Origin of the sequence: Paenibacillus sp. FSL R5-0527 (assembly GCF_038008055.1) — a bacterium.
GTDB lineage: Bacteria > Bacillota > Bacilli > Paenibacillales > Paenibacillaceae > Fontibacillus > Fontibacillus macerans.
In genome coordinates, this window is record NZ_JBBOYI010000001.1 from 3,300,987 (window position 1) to 3,314,958 (window position 13,972).

The 13,972-nt window shown below is 50.8% G+C and carries 11 protein-coding genes; all 11 read left to right on the forward strand.

Annotated features, from left to right (window positions below):
• Positions 1-98: 98 nt before the first annotated feature.
• The 11 genes from NYE69_RS14595 to citF all read left to right on the forward strand — a co-directional run bounded on the left by NYE69_RS14595 (position 99) and on the right by citF (position 13,945).
• Positions 99-1,364: a HipA domain-containing protein gene (locus NYE69_RS14595; protein WP_340926738.1), complete on the forward strand. Its 1,266-nt coding sequence runs from the start codon at positions 99-101 to the stop codon at positions 1,362-1,364.
• An 847-nt stretch (positions 1,365-2,211) separates the two neighbouring features.
• Positions 2,212-3,324: a Gfo/Idh/MocA family protein gene (locus tag NYE69_RS14600; RefSeq protein WP_340926739.1), complete on the forward strand. Its 1,113-nt coding sequence runs from the start codon at positions 2,212-2,214 to the stop codon at positions 3,322-3,324.
• Positions 3,324-4,214 (forward strand): carbohydrate ABC transporter permease, encoded by an 891-nt coding sequence (locus NYE69_RS14605; RefSeq protein WP_340926740.1) that lies wholly within the window; start codon positions 3,324-3,326, stop codon positions 4,212-4,214. The genes NYE69_RS14600 and NYE69_RS14605 overlap by 1 nt, the downstream gene beginning before the upstream one ends.
• A gap of 11 nt (positions 4,215-4,225) precedes the next feature.
• The gene (locus NYE69_RS14610) at positions 4,226-5,068 is read left to right on the forward strand and encodes a carbohydrate ABC transporter permease (RefSeq protein WP_340926741.1); all 843 of its coding nucleotides are present in this window, start codon (positions 4,226-4,228) and stop codon (positions 5,066-5,068) included.
• A 60-nt stretch (positions 5,069-5,128) separates the two neighbouring features.
• The gene (locus NYE69_RS14615) at positions 5,129-6,493 is read left to right on the forward strand and encodes an ABC transporter substrate-binding protein (RefSeq protein ID WP_340926742.1); all 1,365 of its coding nucleotides are present in this window, start codon (positions 5,129-5,131) and stop codon (positions 6,491-6,493) included.
• Positions 6,494-6,680: 187 nt separating this feature from the next.
• Positions 6,681-7,376, forward strand: a complete 696-nt coding sequence (locus NYE69_RS14620; protein WP_340926743.1) for a response regulator transcription factor — start codon at positions 6,681-6,683, stop codon at positions 7,374-7,376.
• 165 nt (positions 7,377-7,541) lie between these two features.
• Positions 7,542-8,873 carry a 2-hydroxycarboxylate transporter family protein gene (locus tag NYE69_RS14625; RefSeq protein WP_340926744.1) on the forward strand — a complete coding sequence of 444 codons (1,332 nt, stop codon included), beginning with the start codon at positions 7,542-7,544 and terminating at the stop codon, positions 8,871-8,873.
• Positions 8,874-8,919: 46 nt separating this feature from the next.
• The gene (locus NYE69_RS14630; protein WP_340926745.1) at positions 8,920-11,166 is read left to right on the forward strand and encodes an ATP-binding protein; all 2,247 of its coding nucleotides are present in this window, start codon (positions 8,920-8,922) and stop codon (positions 11,164-11,166) included.
• A 42-nt stretch (positions 11,167-11,208) separates the two neighbouring features.
• On the forward strand, positions 11,209-11,502 hold the full coding sequence (gene citD, locus NYE69_RS14635) for a citrate lyase acyl carrier protein (protein WP_326047978.1): 294 nt from the start codon (positions 11,209-11,211) through the stop codon (positions 11,500-11,502).
• Positions 11,503-12,375, forward strand: a complete 873-nt coding sequence (citE, locus tag NYE69_RS14640) for a citrate (pro-3S)-lyase subunit beta (RefSeq protein WP_340926746.1) — start codon at positions 11,503-11,505, stop codon at positions 12,373-12,375.
• 19 nt (positions 12,376-12,394) lie between these two features.
• Positions 12,395-13,945, forward strand: coding sequence for a citrate lyase subunit alpha (gene citF / locus NYE69_RS14645; protein WP_340926748.1), 1,551 nt, complete (start codon positions 12,395-12,397; stop codon positions 13,943-13,945).
• The last annotated feature ends 27 nt before the right edge of the window (positions 13,946-13,972 follow it).

The window sequence follows — 13,972 nt, forward strand, 5'->3', positions numbered from 1 at the left end:
GCTGTGCCTGCACGTACCGATGAATAGCTTTTCCGGCAGCCTTGCAGTTCCTCGAATTTGAGATATGATAGAGGTACATGGTAAGAGGAGTTGAAAATATGGCGGATGCTTGGAACAAAAAATATGTGCTGAAACACAAAAACGTCCCGGTTGCGGAAATCGAGCTTGACGAAGCGACGAGTGCCATTTCGGCGATCGGCGAGGTTTATGACGCACAGCATGTTCCCATCGGAATACCGGTCAAAAAAGGCCGCATCGACCGCGCCGCGCTCAATGAATGGTGGCGGGGGCGCGCTATTCCAGCCAGCCGGGACGGCATCCAGGAAGCGTTGGCCCAATTGAAGCTGACCACCACCCAAAAACTGTTGGACAAAAGTTTGGGCCTCAGTTTGTCTGACCAGTATTGGATTTGCCCATCGGGTTTAGATGCCGACTGGTCGCAGGTTAATTTTTTCGACAACGCTTTTTCCGAAGATGTAGGCAATGTGTTGCTTGGCAAAGGCGTATCGGGAGAAAGCTTAAGCTTGATGTCGCCGGACAACACGTCGGACGGCTGGCTCAAAAAGAAATGGACCTTATTGGACGGGAAGCGTTGCCTTGTCAAAGGCGGCAGCGGTGCGATTCAGCAGGAACCCTACAATGAAGTGCTGGCAAGCCGATTGATGGAGCGCCTGGGCATTCCTCACGTTCCCTATACTCTGCTGGTGCAGGAGGATTATCCATACAGCGTGTGCGAGGATTTCATCACTCCGCAGACTGAGCTTGTGACGGCATGGTATGTGATGCAGACCCGGCAAAAGCCCAATCATGTTTCGGTGTATCGGCATTACGTGGATTGTTGTGAAGCGCTCGGCGTTCCCGGTATCGTGGATGCACTGGATCGAATGATTGTCGTGGACTATCTTATCGCCAATGAGGACAGGCATCAGAACAATTTCGGCGTGATCCGGAATGCGGAAACGCTGGAGTGGATCGGGGCCGCTCCGATTTACGACAGCGGCTCCTCCCTTTGGTTTTCCAAACCGCTGACGCTCATTTCACCAACGGCAAAACTAACGTGCAAGCCCTTTAAAAATGACCACAACGAGCAAATCAAGCTGGTCACGTCCTTTGACTGGCTCGACTTGTCCGCGCTGCATGGCTTGACTGAAGAATTTCAGGAAATCCTGAAGGATTCGCTGTTTATCGACGCAGCAAGACGAGACGCCCTTTGCAGCGCCTTGCAAAAACGGATCGACATGCTGGCCGAAATTGTCCATTCCCGCGCGCCGCGGCTTTGGGCGGATGATCAAAGCGCGGATGTCCTGGAGAATATTGCTTACAGCGGCACGCCATCCGCGGACGATGGGGAGCCGGAACAGTGAGAGGTTAAAAATGTGAAGGTGATGGAAAATGATCCAGTGGGCTAACACCCCCGTGGAGCTTCGAGTCCTCGACCGCACCATATTAAGCGTGAATAAGCTCGTGAATCTCCTTCTGAAGCTAACGGTTGCCACAAGCGCTATTTGTTCCAAAAACGCTGATTTCAAATTGTAACGGTTGCCATGGTGCTTATTTCACTGAAATCCGGCTATTTTTGCTTAGATTCAGACAAATAACGGCGCTCACAACCGTAAGAATTTAGAAAAGGTCTTTTTTCGGAGAATAGCCGCTGTTACAACCGTTAGATTTCCGGGTAGTTTTTACGGGAAAGTTTGAGCAAAAGTGAATGCAACGCTAGTGGCGTTTAGAAGTGTTAACGGAATCATTATGCTTTTGGCGGTCAGGTAAATTCAAAATATTGAATTTTTTCTGTAAACATGCGCTCTTCGTCGAGGAGGCATGTTTTTTTGCGTGCTTGGGATAATGCCAACCAAGCCATATGGGGGCAATGCTCCATGTGCAAAAAGGCGCAAACAAAATGGCGAAAAAATCGTTGACAAACAAAAAAAACATGCAATAATTAAATTCAATAATACTAAATTTGCCGCAAATACACGTATAATATTTCATAAAATTTGCGTATTGCGTGAAGCCGGTTTTTCCTGCGTTACAAGATCAAGAGTGCATAGAACAACGGGATCTAAGCAGCAGCGTGTCTGCGTGAGATCAATATTTTTTTAAGATGACGTTCGCTAACTCTGTATCCCTTAAAGGAAAAACACGGAGATTCTATCATGTATTCAATTGAGTTGTTTGCGGCAAATCAATGCGAAAAAGGAGTGTGCTGCTATGGAGAAGATCAGAATGGGATTTATCGGTGTTGGCGATATGGGATCGCACCACGCCCTGGGGTTTGACCAACTGGACGACTGTGAGGTGCGGTACATATGCGATATGAACGAAGGGAACGTAGCCCGGGCGTTAATGGAACTTCATAACAGCAAGCCGGTTATCTGCTCCGATTACCGCGAGCTGCTGGACAAGGAAGATCTGGATGCCGTCGTCATCAGCGTGCCGAACTATATGCACCGGCCGGTCGCGGTGGCTTTCCTGGAGGCGGGTAAGCATGTTTTTCTGGAAAAGCCGGTCGCGCACACACTGGAAGATTGCGATGCCATCATCGCGGCCGCGGAGAAGCATCAGCGCCTCCTGCAGATCGGTTTGGTCTACCGCTATTCGAATGTCTACCGCAGACTGGCGCATGAAGTGGAGAAGGGGCGGCTCGGCGAGGTGAAAATGATGTGGTGCAAGGAATTCCGTGATTCTTTTCCGCCGGCGGACTGGTTTTATGATAAGACGAAGTCGGGCGGATCGATCGTGGAGAAGGATTGCCACCACTTTGATATTTTCAACTGGATGATTGGGGCGGGCCCGGTTCGGGTGTTTGCCTCCGGCGGACAGCACATGATCAAGCAGGGGCAGCCGAACCTGATCACCAATTCATACAGCCATTATCCGGCCAAAAATATCGACAATCCGACGGTTGTGGACCACGCCTTTATTACGATCGACTACGATAACGGAAGCAAGGCCAACCTCGGTCTGTGCCTTTACTTGAAGCCGATGAATTTGCTGGGAGACGGGCTGGAAATCGGCCTGATCGGCAGCAATGGCGCGCAGATGGTGGTGAAAAACGACAAAACGATCGATATCGCCGGCGGGGAGAATTCCACCCGGGACCATCTCGACATCGACGTCATTTCGGACTCGATTATGGGCGGACACACCGGCGGGCAAGCTCAGCGCATTGATTTCCTGGAATGCATCCGCAGCAACAGGCAGCCTTTTGCCAGCGCCGAGGTGGGAAGGAATGCTTTGCTGATCGCTTTGGCCGCGGAAAAATCAATTACCGAGGAGCGCTACGTTTATCTGCAGGAATTAACCAATCACGGGGTGTCGTGATGAACCAATTGCGCAAATATGACACATTGGTTTTCTTTCTTTTTATCCTGCCCTGGATCATCGGGTTTACCGTCTTTTTTCTGGTTCCGTTCGGCACCTCTATCTTCTACGCCTTTACGGATGCAAAGCTGCCGGGTGCGGTCAAATATCAATTTATCGGCCTCGGCAACTTTGCCGAAATGCTGAGCGACCCCATCTTCGGCAAAAGCCTGCTAAATACGCTGTTTTTTGTGATGATCGGGGTTCCGATCGTCTGCGTAGGGATGCTGCTGCTGGCGGTGCTGCTGAATTTCAAGGTGAAGGGAATCGCCTTGTACCGGACGTTTTATTATTTGCCCACTTTGGTGCCGATTGTAGCCACCGTGATTATCTGGCGGCTGGTGTTCAACTCGGAATTCGGGATATTGAACGCGGTGCTTGGTATATTTGGCGCGGAAAAGATCGATTGGCTTGGCGGAGAGCATACCATCAAGCCGGTTATCATCCTGCTTCAGGTGTGGATTTCCGGCAGCGGCGTGCTTATCTTCCTGGCCGCCTTAAAAAATGTTCCCCGGCATCTGTATGAAGCAGCCGAATTGGACGGAGCAAGCGATGTCCGGCGATTTTTTTCGATCACACTTCCTATGATCAGCCCGTCCATTTTGTTCGTGGTCATTATTCAAACGATGTACAACTTCCAGATGTTTACGGAAGCCATGCTGCTCTCCAAAGGCGGACCGAACTATGCCTCCTACACTTTCGTCTACAACATTTATAAATCCGCATTTACCGATCTAAAGTTCAGCATGGCGATGGCGCAATCGCTTTTCCTGTTTGTGCTGATCGCTTTGGTGACCGCCGCGCTCATGAAATTATCCAACCGGTATGTTTACTATGAAGCCGAAAATTAGGGGGAACACGAATGAATGATGGACGAAAAAGCAGTTTCGCTGCGATCTTATCCAAGTATTTGCTGCTATCGGCAACGCTTTTGTTGTTTGCCGGACCTCTGGTGTGGCTTCTCTCCACGATGATGAAGACCAAGGCGGAGACCTACAAAGTGCCTCCCGCTTTATTGCCCGAACATTTTACCTTTGAAGCTTTTGAACGGTTGTTTGCCGTACAGCCGCTGATGTGGCGCTGGATTCAAAACTCTTTTGCCATCTCCATTCTTGTCGTCCTCGGGGCCGTCCTTTCAAGCTCCATTGCGGCCTACGGATTCTCGCGCTTCAGGGCGAAATGCAAGGACAAGCTGTTTGCGATTGTGCTCGTGACCTTGATGATTCCACCCTCCATCATGATGATTCCGTCCTATGTGTTGTATACCAAACTCGGGTGGATCGATACATGGTTGCCGCTCATCGTTCCAGCATGGCTTGGAAGCGCATACTATATTTATTTGTTTCGCCAGTTTTTCCTGACCATTCCGTTGGAGCTGGATGAAGCCACTTATTTGGATGGCGGGAACCGCTGGACGGTTTATGCACGGGTGATGATGCCGTTATCGAAGCCCATTATGATAACCACGATTATTTTTGCCTTCGTTAACTCCTGGCTTGATTTCCTCGGCCCCTTCCTGTACATCAAGGACAACCTCAAGTTTACGCTCAGCGTGGGGCTGCAGCTGCTGATCGGCCAGACCAGCCAGGACTTCCCGGCGCTTGCGGCCGGAGCCTTCATCAGCATCATTCCGATCGGCCTGCTTTATCTCTTCGCCCAACGCTACATTGTCGAGGGGGTGGTGCTGACCGGAACGAAAGGATAATTCAGCGGAGGTCTGGGGTTTGGTTGTTGTTTTCCACTATCCAAATAGGGGGGATTTCGCTTGAAAATAAAGCGCAGATGGTTGATCGGCAGCTGGGTTCTGATATTGACTTTGGTGATGGGGCTGGCAGGCTGCTCTCAAGGAGCGGATAAACCCTCGGCGGCGCCGGCGGATTCTGATTCTGCCGGACAAACGGCCGGTAGCGGGGCGGGAGAACCCGTCAAGATCACGTATTCCCAATGGGGAACGGCTGAGGAACTGCAGCGCGTGCAAGAGCTGCTTGATCAATTTATGGAGGCCAATCCGAACATCACCGTGAAGCTGGAAGGCAAGGATTGGGGCAGCTACTGGGACGGGCTGACCGCGAACGCCGCCGGCGGCACGCTGCCCGATGTTTTTAAAACGAGCTATGCCTACATTGAAAAATACGCCGAGCTTGGCATCTATAAGGAACTGGACGGTTTGCTGTCCGCCGGTTCGTTTGATTTGAACAATATCGATGCGAGCTTGCTGAGTTTGCATAAATATAAAGATAAACAGGTATCGCTGCCGATCGACGGCAACGTGATTGTCTGGTATTACAACAAAGCGCTGTTTGACGATCCCAAAACAAATCCGCAGGGCGCGGCTGTCCCATCGCTTGAACCGACCTGGGATGAGATCATCAACATCGCGACGAAAATGACGCTCGACAAAAACGGCAAAAGCGCGGACGAGGCTGGCTTTGACGCCAAATCAATCGTCCAGTGGGGCATGTCGATCTCTCCGGGCTCATCCATGGACTGGTTTCTTGAGCCGGAGCTGTGGTCGAACGGGGCCAAGCTCGTCAACGAGGACGGTTCGCTGGCGCTGGACACCCCGGAGGCGCAAGAGGTGCTTGAGCTGTTTATCGATCTGACGAAAAACAAAAAGATCAACACGACCCCCGCCCAGATTGAGGGGCTTGGCGGCCAGGTGAACCTAAGCATTACCACAGGAAAGGTAGCCATGAACCCGGGCGGCAACTGGAATACGACAAACTATAAAGAAGCGGGCATCGATTACGGGATAACTTACCTGCCTAAGTTTAAAACGGCGCAGACGGTGGTGCAGCCAGCCGGCGTAGCGATCAGCGCGAATACGAAACATGAGGCGGCGGCTTATAAGCTGCTGTCCTGGCTGGCGGGTCCCGAAGGCCAGATTGCGCTGGCGAAGCAGGGCTATTCCTTGCCCGCCAACAAAGCGGCAGCCGACACGTATGTGCAAACCACGGGCGAGGCGAATCAAATTTTCCTCGACACCCAGAAGTTCGGCATAATTTCGCCATTTACGGCGAAGAAAACCGATCTCGTCTGGACCTACGGTGAGCAGGCGCTGAAGCTGCCGCTGGCGGGCGAGGGCGATCTGCAGGCCGCGCTTCAGGATTTGGCGGCACAGATCAAGTGACGTATCTAAAAGCCCGCTCCATGAGCGGGCTTTTTTCGTTCCAGGGAGCTCATTCCTAATACCAGCCAATTGTCCCATTTTTGCCAATGTCTTGTGTATTCATTCACAAGTTAATGTTATAATAGGGAGCGGATGTTTCCTTAACAGGGGAGAGGCATGATTTTTGACAAAGGAGTGCAGCAAGGGAATGAGTAAAGCCAAGGTGCTCATCGCCGACGATGAAGATTATATTCGAAAGCTTGTCAAAAATGTACTTGAAAGCGATAACATGCAGGTGATTCAGGCGGAAAACGGAAGCGATGCGCTCAGTATAATCCGGAACCAGGCTGTTGATCTGATCATATTGGATATCGTGATGGACGATTTCAACGGATATGACGTGCTTGGGAAAACCCGGGCCATGGGTATCTATACACCCATCATTTTTCTTAGCGGCAAAAAGGAAGACACAGATCAGATTATCGGTTTTGGTCTGGGAGCCGACGCTTATATTACGAAACCGTTCAGTCCGTCGGTGCTTTGCGCACAGGTCAAAAACCATATTAAGCGCTACCGCGAGCTGATCGAATTAAAGGACACGTATACGAAGCTGACTCAAGGTCCGTTCCTGTTCAATTTGAAATCCTATACATTTTATAAAAACGGTGCAGAAGTGCCGCTCTCTTCCAAGGAAGCTCTGCTGATGAAATTTTTCATGGAGAATCCCAATCAAGTATTCAGCAAGGAACAGCTGTACCAAAACGTTTGGAAGGAAACGGTGATCGACGATAATACGATCATGGTCTACATCCGGCATTTGCGCATGAAAATCGAGGATAACCCCGAGAAGCCCAAGCATATACAGACCGTATGGGGTATTGGATACCGTTTCGCTGTGGATTAAACAGGCTCGAAATACAAGCGGTTGGATTAGGAGATTTCCCGATCCGGCCGCTTTTTTTTGCATGGCGGGATTCTTAAAATATTTTAAGATTCAGTCAGAATACTTTAAGCTTTGCTCTTTATGATGAAGTTGTGAAAAAAATCCCTAACGTAAAGGAGGAAAAATATGATCAATAATCCGTTAGAACTCCCTCTGCAGCAGCAACCGGTGTGGAAAAAGGTGTTAGGTTATCGGATTGGCGGAGTTATACCGGTAGGTGTGTATATTCCGTTTATGCTGGTGGTTTATTTTCTGATTCACGGCGGCCATTTTCCGCAGGATATGCTCGGGGCTGCATCCATTATGGTGCTTTATGGTTTTATTCTGGGCGAAATCGGCAAGCGAATTCCGATCCTTAAGGATCTCGGAGGCGCTCCCATTTTGGCGACATTCGTACCGTCTTATATGGTGTACGCCGGACTGATGCCGCAAGCCGCCATTGATACCGTTACCGTTTTCATGGAACAAACCAACTTCCTGTACCTGTACATTGCCATCGTCATCTGCGGCAGCATTCTCGGGATGAATCGGGATTTAATGGTGAATGCGATCGTAAAGCTGTTCGTGCCGATCATTGCCGGTACTCTTCTTGCTACGGGGGTAGGGATGCTTACGGGCATCGGGCTTGGGCTGGGCGCCTACAAAACCTTCTTCTATGTGCTTGTTCCGATTATGGCCGGCGGCGTTGGGGAAGGTGCGATTCCGCTGTCCATTGGCTATAGCCAAATTCTTGGCACGACACAGGAAGAAAATTTCGCGGCCGTTCTACCGGCAGTGATGCTGGGCAGCTTATGCGCGATTATTTTATCGGGGTTGCTGAACAAATTGGGCCAGAAGAAACCGGAACTATCAGGGAACGGCACATTGCTCAAGTCAGGAGACAGCGATGTATTAAAGTATGCGGAAGACAAGGACAAAAAACCGATCAACCTGAACCAAATGGCAACAGGTGCCGTCATGGCCGTCGGTTTTTTCATGCTCGGGAACTTGGCGGCTGAAGCTGTTGGGCTGCCTGGTGTAATCGTTATGCTGTTCGCGGCTGTTATTGTGAAGTACTTCAATCTTCTGCCCAAGCAGCTTCAAGATGGAGCGCAAATGATGCAGCGTTTCTTCGTCGTCGCTGTAACTTACCCGCTGCTGCTTGGTATGGGCGTGGCTAAAACACCTTGGGAAAGCCTGATTTCCGTATTGAGTCCCGCTTATTTGATTACCATTGCCGTAACCGTCATCACCATGGTTGCAACGGGCTATTTTGTAGGAAAGTGGATGAATATGTACCCGGTTGAAGCGGCGATTATTACCGGAACCCGCTGCAGCCAGGGAGGAACGGGCGATGTGGCGATTCTGACCGCTTGCGACCGGCTGCAGCTGATGCCTTTCGCTCAGGTGTGCACCCGTCTGGGCGGCGCGGCTACCGTAACAGCAGCTATCTTCCTGCTTCGCTGGCTGACGTTCTGAGCAATTTCTTAACGTTCATGGAACAGCCCGGAGGGAATGAGCCTGTATGCATTTCAACATGAGAAAGCTGCTGAAACGAAAAAGTGTGCTGTATAACTTAGTATTATTTGCGCTTCCGTTCATCGTTCTGATCCTCGTCCGGATGGCTTATTCGGTTTATATGGACAGCGAACGGACGGTGATCCGCCAGCAAGAGGAACAACTGCTGACCATAGCCAAATTGACAAGCAAAAATCTGGAGGCTTCCTTTGAGGAACAAATCCGCAATCTCGAAATTGTGGCGGGAAACCGCAGCGTCGCTGCCGGTTTGGCGGACGGTGACTCCGGGCCTGTAGAGCAAGCGATAGAAGCCTATTACAAGGCCAAGAAAGAACGGGTTAACAGCATTAGTGTGATCGACAAAACGGGAAGCATTGTGAACACCTATCCCCGAATGAACGATGCCGAAGCCCAAAAAATGTATGACCTGCTCAAAGAGGACATAAAGCGGGTCATGAAGGAAAAGCGACCTTTGATTGGGGATGCGAAGCTTGAACAGCCGGGATCGTATGTCTTGCCTATTATTCACCCGGTATTTCTGGACAATGAATATGAAGGCATGCTGATCAGCAGCGTGGATCTGAACGCTTTGTATGAACAGCTCGTCAAACCCGTCAAGGTTGGGATGAAAGGTTATATTCATGTAAAAAACGCTCAGGGGATTTATCTGATGAACCCGAAACAGGACAATATCGGGAAGTCCGTTGAGTCCTTGAAGAGGATCTATCCGAGCCTGGATTACAAAGATCTGGACAGGCTGATAGATATGCAGATGAGCCGGGAGGAAGGGTCCGCGGAATACAATTCTTACTGGTGGATGGATAAGGATTTCAAAAAAACAAAGAAATTCGAATCTTTTTCCAGGCTCCGATTTAATGAGTTCTTTTGGGTCGTTACCGCCGTTATGGATTATGAAGAGGTTAAAGGCCCGGTCGCTCAAAGCAGGATTAGCCTCCTCGAGATTTTTGCCATGATTCTGCTGATCCTTTCCTGCGCTTTCTTCATTATTATGAAGATTCAGCGGAAAAAAGCGGCACTGGAAGTGGAAACCAAATATTTGCGGGAGCTGAATTCCACCAACGAGGAATTAAGGAAGAAAGATATGCAGCTGCTGCATTCCCAGAAGCTTCAGGAACTCGGCATGCTTACCGGGGGGATCGCCCATAATTTCAACAACCTGTTGACTCCGATTCAGGGTTATTCGGAAATCATTTTGCACAAGCTTGACCCCAAGGATGAGATCCATGAGTATGTCAACGAGATCTACGAAGCTTCCGAGAAGGGCAGGAACATCATCGAGCAGATTCTCGTCTTCAGCCGTTCCGACAGCGGCAAAGGCAAGCATGCAGTTGTAAGTTTAGAAGAGCTTATTGCTGAAACGCTAAACCTGGTGAAGCCGATTATTTCCTCCAATATCAAAGTGATTTTCGAAAAGAAGGGCGGCTCATCGGCGATTCTGGCCAATAAAGTACAGATTCAGCAGGTAATTATGAATCTGTGCAACAATGCCTGTCATGCCATGAAATATAACGGCGGAGTATTGAATGTCACGCTGGAGGATGTGCCCGGACAGGAGCTTGGGCAAATTCAGGACGAAGCAACCGATACGTCTGCCGCATATGTGAAATTTTCCGTTTCCGATACGGGCCACGGGATGAGCAAGGACACCATGTCGCGAATCTTCGACCCGTTCTTTACGACAAAGGTTGCCGGCGAAGGCACAGGGCTGGGACTGTTCATCGTTCACGGTATTATTAAGCATCACAATGGCTTTATTACTGTCGACAGTGATATAGGGAAAGGAAGCACCTTTACGGTGTACCTCCCTCAGGCACGGTCGCCGATTGCCGGCCGGCAATCCGATCTGCCGCCCGTTGCTGCGGAGCCTAAAAGCATTCTGTTGATCGATGACGATTGGAAAGTATTGAAGGCCATGAGAAGAAGCCTTGAGTCGATGGGCTATAAGGTGATCCCGGAGCAAGACAGCATAGAGGCGCTGAAAATTTTCGAGCAGGACCCATCCCGGTTTGACGTTGTCATTACCGATCAGGCCATGCCTTACCTTAAAGGTCTGGAGCTTGCGGAACGGATGAAGGCGCTGCACCCCCGGATCAAGATCATTCTGGTGACGGGATTAGTCGAAGACAAGGTTACCCGGTACAAAGAACGTCTGATCATAGACGATTATATGTGCAAACCGGTTACGGGCTCGGGATTGGCAAGGGTGATCGGTGAAATTTTCCAGTCCTGGTAAACCGGCATTACAACCGGCACATCATCAAAAGAGGTGTTTCATGTGAAGATCAAACAGGCGGCTATTGCAGGCACTTTGGAATCAAGCGACATATCCATTGCCGTCGAAAATAATGAAGGCAGAGGGATCGAGATCGAGCTTGTCAGCACGGTTGAAAACCAATTTGGCGGTCAAATCCGCAAAGTAATCCGGGAAACGCTCGTAGGATTGGGAGTCAAGGACGTATTGGTGCGGGCCAATGACAAAGGCGCCCTGGATTGCACCATTCAAGCAAGAGTCAAGACGGCGGTAGGCCGTGCGGTTGCTGAAGACTTCCGCCCATGGGAGGAGAAATAAATGAGCAGGCTTAGAAGAACGATGCTTTATGTACCCGGCAATAACCCGGGAATGATCCGGGATGCTCATATATATGGCGCGGATTCCATAATGATTGACCTGGAAGATTCGGTTTCGCTGAATGAGAAGGACGCCGCACGTCTTCTCGTCTATCATGCCTTGAAGACATTGGATTTCGGCGGCACCGAGATCCTGGTAAGAGTCAACCCGCTTAATACCCCCTACGGAAGAGACGATTTCGAAGCCATCGTAAGAGCCAAGCCGGATGCAATCCGGCTGCCCAAAACCGAAACGCCCGCAGATGTGATTGAAGCGGATGAGCTGATATCCGAAATTGAGGCCAAGACCGGTTTGCCGCACGGCACCATTAAACTGTTTGCGGCCATCGAAAGCGCCAAGGGGGCCTTGAACGCCGAGCGGATTGCCACGGCGAGCAGCCGTCTGATTGGGATCGCGATCGGCGCGGAAGATTTCGTGACGGATTTGAAGACAACCCGTTCCCCGGAGGGTATCGAGCTGCTTACGGCCCGCAGCTTCGTCTTATTCGCCGCCAGGGCAGCGGGGATAGCCGCGGTCGATACCGTATTCTCCAACGTGAAGGATGATGAAGGATTCGCGGGGGAAGTGAAGCTGATCAAGCAGCTTGGTTTTGACGGTAAATCGATCATCAATCCGCGCCAGATCGAAATTGTCCATCGGATCTATACGCCGACGGAAGATGAAGTGGAGAAAGCGCAGCATGTTATTGAAGCTATAGAAGAAGCGGAAGCCAACGGTTCCGGCGTGATCAGCCTGAACGGGAAGATGATTGACAAACCGATCGTGGAACGGGCCCGCAGGGTGCTGGATCTGGCGGCTGTCGTAAAAATATAAGCGAAAAAAGGTGAATGGTATGTTTAACGAGGCCGGACGAGAAATTCCATCCTTTATTGACGGAATCGGATCACTTGTCCCCTACCGCAAGAAAGCGGCCAACGGCCAGTATAAAAATACGGAGAGATCGAAGGATCGCCAGCATAACCCGTCCAGGGATAAAGTCATGGGCTCGATCGAACAGGTCATTGAAGCGACCGGCTTAAAGGATGGGATGACGATATCCTTCCACCATCATTTCCGGAACGGGGATTATATCGTCAATATGGTTATGGATGTTATCGCCAAAATGGGAATTCGCGATCTTACGGTTGCGGCCAGTTCCCTCACCGACATCCATGCCCCCCTGGTAAAGCATATCCAAAACGGTGTGGTCCGCAGAATCGAAACCAGCGGACTGAGAGGCGAGCTTGCCCATGCTTACTCCCGCGGGATGTTTGACATTCCCGTCACGATCAACTCCCATGGAGGGCGGGCGCGTGCTATCGCATCGGGAGAATGTCCGATTGACGTCGCCTTCCTGGGTGTGCCTTCCTGCGATCCGTACGGAAACGCCAACGGCTATTCCCGAGGCAACGATGCGGCTTCCGCGTGCGGTTCGCTCGGTTATGCCAAAGTAGACGCCCAGCATGCCAAGAGTGTCGTTCTCATTACTGACAATCTTGTTAGTTACCCGAATGTGCCCTTCGGGATACCCGAGTCTCAGGTGGATTATGTGGTGGTGGTAGATTGTATCGGTGATCCCAAGGGAATTGTATCGGGCGCAACCCGGTACACCAGCAATCCAAAGGAACTGCTGATCGCAAGGCATGCGGCCGACGTGATCGGCGCTTCCGGTTATTTTTACGACGGCTTCTCGATGCAGACCGGATCCGGAGGAGCATCTCTGGCCACTACACGGTTCTTGCGGGAAAAGATGCTTGCCGCTAACATCAAGGCCAGCTTCGCTCTCGGCGGAATTACCCAGCAAATCGTCGATCTCCATGAAGAAGGATTGATCCACAGGCTGCTGGATGTCCAGAGCTTTGACCTGAGGGCGGTGGAATCCTTAAAGAACAACAGGTTCCACCACCAAATCGACGCCGAATATTATGCGAGCCCCGACAACGCGGGATGTGCGGCCCACCAGTTGGATGTGGTTGTATTGAGCGCCCTTGAGATTGATTTGGAGTTTAATGTGAATGTTATTACAGGTTCCGACGGAATGATTCGGGGAGCATCCGGGGGCCACTGCGATACAGCGGCGGGAGCGGCCGTATCCATTATTGTCGCGCCGCTCCTCCGCGGCCGCATGCCATCGATTCTGGACAAGGTCAATACGATCATTACGCCGGGTCATACGGTGGATGTTCTGGTAACAGACCAAGGCATTGCGGTCAATCCGCTGCGGCAAGATTTGCTGAATAACCTGAAGTCGGCCAAACTCCCGATTGTGTCCATCGAAGAGCTGAAGGAAAAGGCAACCCGGGTTGTTGGCCATCCTGAGCCGATCAAGTGGGCGGATAAGGTCGTAGGCGTTGTCAAATACAGAGACGGGTCGGTCATCGATGTTATCCGTCAGGTCAAGTAGGGAACGATAAGAGCCGAACAGATTTGG

Coding starts and splice junctions, on each gene's coding strand:
- NYE69_RS14605 (WP_340926740.1), top strand. CDS start 3,324: ATGAACCAATTGCGCAAATATGACACATTGGTTTTCTTTCTTTTTATC.
- NYE69_RS14610 (WP_340926741.1), top strand. CDS start 4,226: ATGAATGATGGACGAAAAAGCAGTTTCGCTGCGATCTTATCCAAGTAT.
- NYE69_RS14620 (WP_340926743.1), top strand. CDS start 6,681: ATGAGTAAAGCCAAGGTGCTCATCGCCGACGATGAAGATTATATTCGA.
- NYE69_RS14595 (WP_340926738.1), top strand. CDS start 99: ATGGCGGATGCTTGGAACAAAAAATATGTGCTGAAACACAAAAACGTC.
- NYE69_RS14600 (WP_340926739.1), top strand. CDS start 2,212: ATGGAGAAGATCAGAATGGGATTTATCGGTGTTGGCGATATGGGATCG.
- NYE69_RS14625 (WP_340926744.1), top strand. CDS start 7,542: ATGATCAATAATCCGTTAGAACTCCCTCTGCAGCAGCAACCGGTGTGG.
- citE (WP_340926746.1), top strand. CDS start 11,503: ATGAGCAGGCTTAGAAGAACGATGCTTTATGTACCCGGCAATAACCCG.
- citF (WP_340926748.1), top strand. CDS start 12,395: ATGTTTAACGAGGCCGGACGAGAAATTCCATCCTTTATTGACGGAATC.
- NYE69_RS14630 (WP_340926745.1), top strand. CDS start 8,920: ATGCATTTCAACATGAGAAAGCTGCTGAAACGAAAAAGTGTGCTGTAT.